The organism is Streptococcus sp. 1449, assembly GCF_013276805.1.
Taxonomy (GTDB): domain Bacteria; phylum Bacillota; class Bacilli; order Lactobacillales; family Streptococcaceae; genus Streptococcus; species Streptococcus pseudopneumoniae.
This window is the reverse complement of the sequence record NZ_VMLS01000082.1, coordinates 1-5,733: the sequence shown is the minus strand read 5'-3', so window position 1 is coordinate 5,733 and position 5,733 is coordinate 1. Positions and strand designations below refer to the sequence as shown.

Sequence of the window (5,733 nt, the reverse complement as noted above, 5' to 3'; positions counted from 1 at the left end):
GAGGCATCGTTGTTGGTGGCGCTATTACTAGACCAAAAGAGATTACAGAACGCTTCGTTGCTGGTCTTAAATAAGATGTGAGGGGGGGAGTTTTATATTTAAAGTTTTACAAAAAGTTGGAAAAGCTTTTATGTTGCCTATAGCTATACTTCCTGCAGCAGGTCTACTTTTGGGGATTGGTGGTGCACTTTCAAACCCAACCACGATAGCAACTTATCCAATACTAGACAATAGTATTTTTCAATCGATATTCCAAGTAATGAGCTCTGCAGGAGAGGTTGTATTCAGTAACTTGTCACTACTTCTCTGTGTGGGATTATGTATTGGCTTAGCGAAACGAGATAAAGGAACCGCTGCGTTAGCAGGAGTAACTGGTTACTTAGTTATGACTGCAACGATCAAAGCTCTGGTAAAACTTTTTATGGCAGAAGGATCTGCAATTGATACTGGAGTTATTGGAGCATTAGTTGTCGGAATAGTTGCCGTATATTTGCACAACCGATATAGCAATATTCAATTACCTTCCGCTTTAGGATTCTTTGGAGGTTCACGCTTCGTTCCTATTGTTACATCGTTCTCTTCTATCTTAATTGGCTTTGTCTTCTTTGTTATTTGGCCACCTTTCCAACAACTTCTTGTTTCTACAGGTGGATATATTTCTCAGGCAGGTCCAATTGGAACTTTTCTATATGGATTTTTAATGAGACTTTCTGGAGCAGTAGGCTTACATCATATGATTTATCCTATGTTTTGGTATACTGAACTTGGTGGTGTTGAAACTGTTGCAGGACAAACAGTGGTTGGAGCTCAAAAAATATTTTTTGCTCAATTAGCCGATTCGGCTCATTCTGGATTATTTACAGAAGGAACAAGGTTTTTTGCAGGTCGTTTCTCAACAATGATGTTCGGTTTACCGGCTGCCTGTTTAGCGATGTACCATAGTGTTCCTAAGAATCGTCGTAAAAAATACGCGGGTTTGTTTTTTGGAGTTGCTTTAACATCTTTTATTACCGGTATTACAGAACCAATTGAATTTATGTTTCTATTCGTCAGTCCGGTTCTATATGTTGTTCACGCATTCCTTGATGGTGTCAGCTTCTTTATTGCAGACATCTTAAATATTTCAATAGGAAACACATTTTCAGGAGGTGTAATCGATTTCACTTTATTTGGAATTTTGCAGGGGAACGCTAAGACGAATTGGGTTCTTCAGATTCCATTTGGACTTATTTGGAGTGTTTTGTATTATATTATTTTTAGATGGTTCATTACTCAATTCAACGTTCTAACGCCAGGAAGAGGAGAAGAAGTAGATTCTAAAGAAATTTCTGAATCCGCAGATTCAACTTCAAATACTGCGGATCATTTAAAACAGGATAGCCTACAAATTATCAGAGCCTTGGGTGGATCAAATAATATAGAAGATGTAGATGCTTGTGTGACACGTTTACGTGTAGCTGTAAAAGAAGTTAATCAAGTTGATAAAGCACTTTTAAAACAAATTGGTGCAGTTGATGTCTTAGAAGTGAAGGGTGGCATTCAAGCAATCTATGGAGCAAAAGCAATCTTATATAAAAATAGTATTAATGAAATTTTAGGTGTAGATGATTAAGTACTTACTGACTTAATAAAAAATAGAGGAGAGTGATTGATGAGTAGGAAAAAATGAAAACGTATATAAATGCAAAGAACTCATTATCCAAGTTGGATACGCTTATAAAATAGGAGAATACAAATGAAATTTAGAAAATTAGCTTGTACAGTACTTGCGGGTGCTGCGGTTCTTGGTCTTGCTGCTTGTGGCAATTCTGGCGGAAATAAAGATGCTGGTAAATCAGGTGGTGACGGTGCCAAAACAGAAATCACTTGGTGGGCATTCCCAGTATTTACCCAAGAAAAAGCTGGTGACGGTGTTGGAACTTATGAAAAATCAATCATCGAAGCGTTTGAAAAAGCAAATCCAGATGTAAAAGTGAAATTGGAAACCATCGACTTCAAGTCAGGCCCTGAAAAAATCACAACAGCCATCGAAGCAGGAACAGCTCCGGACGTACTCTTTGACGCACCAGGACGTATCATCCAATACGGTAAAAATGGTAAATTGGCTGAGTTGAACGACCTTTTCACAGATGAATTTGTTAAAGATGTCAATAACGAAAACATCATACAAGCAAGTAAAGCTGGAGACAAGGCTTACATGTATCCAATTAGTTCTGCCCCATTCTACATGGCAATGAACAAGAAAATGCTAGAAGATGCTGGAGTGGCAAACCTTGTAAAAGAAGGTTGGACAACTGATGATTTTGAAAAAGTATTGAAAGCACTCAAAGACAAGGGCTACACACCAGGTTCATTGTTCAGTTCTGGTCAAGGGGGAGACCAAGGAACACGTGCCTTTATCTCTAACCTTTATAGCGGTTCTGTAACAGATGAAAAAGTTAGCAAATATACAACTGATGATCCTAAATTCGTCAAAGGTCTTGAAAAAGCAACTGGCTGGATTAAAGACAATTTGCTCAATAATGGTTCACAATTTGACGGTGGGGCAGATATCCAAAACTTTGCCAACGGTCAAACATCTTACACAACCCTTTGGGCACCAGCTCAAAATGGTATCCAAGCTAAACTGTTAGAAGCAAGTAAGGTAGAAGTAGTAGAAGTACCATTCCCATCAGACGAAGGTAAACCAGCTCTTGAATACCTTGTAAACGGATTTGCAGTATTCAACAATAAAGACGACAAGAAAGTCGCTGCATCTAAGAAATTCATCCAGTTTATCGCAGATGACAAAGAGTGGGGACCTAAAGACGTAGTTCGTACAGGTGCTTTCCCAGTCCGTACTTCATTTGGAAAACTTTATGAAGACAAACGCATGGAAACAATCAGCGGCTGGACTCAATACTACTCACCATACTACAACACTATTGATGGATTTGCTGAAATGAGAACACTTTGGTTCCCAATGTTGCAATCTGTATCAAATGGTGACGAAAAACCAGCGGACGCTTTGAAAGCCTTCACTGAAAAAGCGAACGAAACAATCAAAAAAGCTATGAAACAATAGTCCTTAGTTATTCTATAAAAAGTAGTTTTTTAAAGAAGCTAAGAGTGTATACCCCCTTTTCCCTCTACACAGATAGTGTAAGAAAAGGGGGCTTTTGTTTAAAATGTAAGAAACTGTCACGAAATTAAAATGAAGTTCTTACATAAGCGAATCATAAAAAATTTCATTTTGATTTTAAAACAGTTCAAGAAAGTCAAAAAATTATTCTATTTGAAAGAGAGGTGCCGACTGTGAAAGTCAATAAAATTCGTATGCGGGAAACAGTGATTTCCTATGCTTTCCTAGCACCAGTGTTGTTCTTCTTTATTATCTTTGTTTTAGCACCAATGATTATGGGCTTCATCACAAGTTTCTTTAACTATTCTATGACTAGTTTCCAATTTGTGGGCTTAGATAACTATGTCCGTATGTTTAAAGATCCTGTCTTTGCAAAATCTCTGATTAACACAGTTATTTTGGTTATTGGATCTGTGCCAGTTGTTGTTCTATTCTCACTCTTTGTAGCATCGCAAACCTATCACCAAAATGCTATTGCCAGATCCTTCTACCGTTTTGTCTTCTTCCTTCCTGTTGTAACAGGTAGTGTTGCCGTAACGGTTGTATGGAAATGGATCTATGATCCACTATCAGGTATCTTGAACTTTGTGCTTAAATCAAGTCATATCATTACTCAAAACATTTCATGGCTTGGTGATAAGCACTGGGCATTGATGGCGATTATGATTATTCTCTTGACCACTTCAGTTGGTCAGCCCATCATCCTTTATATCGCTGCTATGGGGAATATTGATAATTCACTGGTTGAAGCGGCGCGTGTTGATGGTGCAACTGAGTTTCAAGTTTTCTGGAAGATTAAATGGCCAAGCCTTCTTCCAACAACTCTTTATATTGCAATCATCACAACAATTAACTCCTTCCAGTGTTTCGCCTTGATTCAGCTTTTGACATCTGGTGGTCCAAACTACTCAACAAGTACCTTGATGTACTACCTGTACGAAAAAGCCTTCCAATTGACAGAATACGGCTATGCCAACACCATTGGTGTCTTCTTGGCAGTCATGATTGCGATCGTAAGCTTTGTTCAATTTAAAGTACTTGGAAACGACGTAGAATACTAAAGAAAGGAGACAGTTATGCAATCTACAGAAAAAAAACCATTAACAGCCTTTACTGTTATTTCAACAATCATTTTGCTCTTGTTGACTGTGCTGTTCATCTTTCCATTCTACTGGATTTTGACAGGGGCATTCAAGTCACAGCCTGATACCATTATGATTCCGCCACAATGGTTCCCTAAAATGCCAACCATGGAAAACTTCCAACAACTTATGGTGCAGAACCCTGCCTTGCAATGGATGTGGAACTCAGTATTTATCTCATTGGTAACCATGTTCTTAGTCTGTGCAACCTCATCTCTAGCAGGTTATGTATTGGCTAAAAAACGTTTCTATGGTCAACGCATTCTATTTGCTATCTTTATAGCTGCTATGGCGCTTCCAAAACAAGTTGTCCTTGTACCATTGGTACGTATCGTCAACTTCATGGGAATTCATGACACTCTTTGGGCAGTTATTTTGCCTTTGATTGGATGGCCATTTGGGGTCTTCCTCATGAAACAATTCAGTGAAAATATCCCTACAGAATTGCTCGAATCAGCTAAGATTGATGGCTGTGGTGAGATTCGTACCTTCTGGAGCGTAGCCTTCCCGATTGTGAAACCAGGGTTTGCAGCCCTTGCAATCTTTACCTTCATCAATACTTGGAATGACTACTTCATGCAATTGGTAATGTTGACTTCACGTAACAATTTGACCATCTCACTTGGGGTTGCGACCATGCAGGCTGAAATGGCAACCAACTATGGTTTGATTATGGCAGGAGCTGCCCTTGCTGCCGTGCCAATTGTAACAGTCTTCCTAGTCTTCCAGAAATCCTTCACACAAGGGATTACTATGGGAGCGGTCAAAGGATAATACTCTGCGAAAATCGAATGCAAACTAGGTCAGCGTCACCTTGCCATACTTAAGTATTGCCTGCGGTTAGCTTCCTAGTTTGTTCTTCAATTTTCATTGAGTATAAGAGAATATAGAGGTTATAAGTGTCTACAAAATGTTGGGTATTTGCTTACCTTAGAGATTTTGTCAGACACTTATCAACTTAAGAATGGTTTTAGTTAACTATCAGAAACGAAGGAAAGAGTATGATTTTTGACGATTTGAAAAATATTAGCTTCTATAAAGGGATTCATCCCAATCTTGACAAGGCAATTGATTATCTTTATGAACATCGTAAAGATTCATTCGAGTTAGGAAAATATGATATTGATGGTGACAAGGTCTTTCTAGTTGTTCAAGAAAATGTCCTAAATAAAGCTGAAAATGACCAGTTTGAACATCACAAGAACTATGCAGACTTGCATTTGTTGGTAGAAGGGCATGAATATTCGAGCTACGGTTCACGTATCAAAGACGAGGCAGTAGCATTTGACGAAGCAAGTGACATTGGTTTTGTCCATTGTCATGAACACTACCCACTCTTATTGGGTTATCACAATTTTGCGATTTTCTTCCCAGGAGAGCCACATCAACCAAATGGTTATGCAGGTATGGAAGATCAAGTTCGCAAGTATTTGTTTAAAATTTTAATTGATTAAAAATAGAGATGACAAA

General features: G+C 38.4%; 5 protein-coding genes. All 5 read left to right on the top strand.

The features are described 5' to 3' along the window. The first annotated feature begins 94 nt into the window (after positions 1-94). The 5 genes from HT687_RS10730 (at position 95) to HT687_RS10710 (ending at position 5,717) form a co-directional block, all read left to right on the top strand. Positions 95-1,612, top strand: coding sequence for a PTS transporter subunit EIIC (locus HT687_RS10730; protein ID WP_031233535.1), 1,518 nt, complete (start codon positions 95-97; stop codon positions 1,610-1,612). Positions 1,613-1,735: 123 nt separating this feature from the next. Then, the gene (locus HT687_RS10725; protein WP_023936033.1) at positions 1,736-3,064 is read left to right on the top strand and encodes an ABC transporter substrate-binding protein; all 1,329 of its coding nucleotides are present in this window, start codon (positions 1,736-1,738) and stop codon (positions 3,062-3,064) included. 251 nt (positions 3,065-3,315) lie between these two features. Continuing rightward, the gene (locus tag HT687_RS10720) at positions 3,316-4,182 is read left to right on the top strand and encodes a sugar ABC transporter permease (RefSeq protein ID WP_161802645.1); all 867 of its coding nucleotides are present in this window, start codon (positions 3,316-3,318) and stop codon (positions 4,180-4,182) included. A 15-nt stretch (positions 4,183-4,197) separates the two neighbouring features. Then, positions 4,198-5,037, top strand: coding sequence for a carbohydrate ABC transporter permease (locus HT687_RS10715; RefSeq protein WP_001192006.1), 840 nt, complete (start codon positions 4,198-4,200; stop codon positions 5,035-5,037). 227 nt (positions 5,038-5,264) lie between these two features. Next, positions 5,265-5,717: a YhcH/YjgK/YiaL family protein gene (locus HT687_RS10710; RefSeq protein WP_000575436.1), complete on the top strand. Its 453-nt coding sequence runs from the start codon at positions 5,265-5,267 to the stop codon at positions 5,715-5,717. Positions 5,718-5,733: the final 16 nt, after the last annotated feature.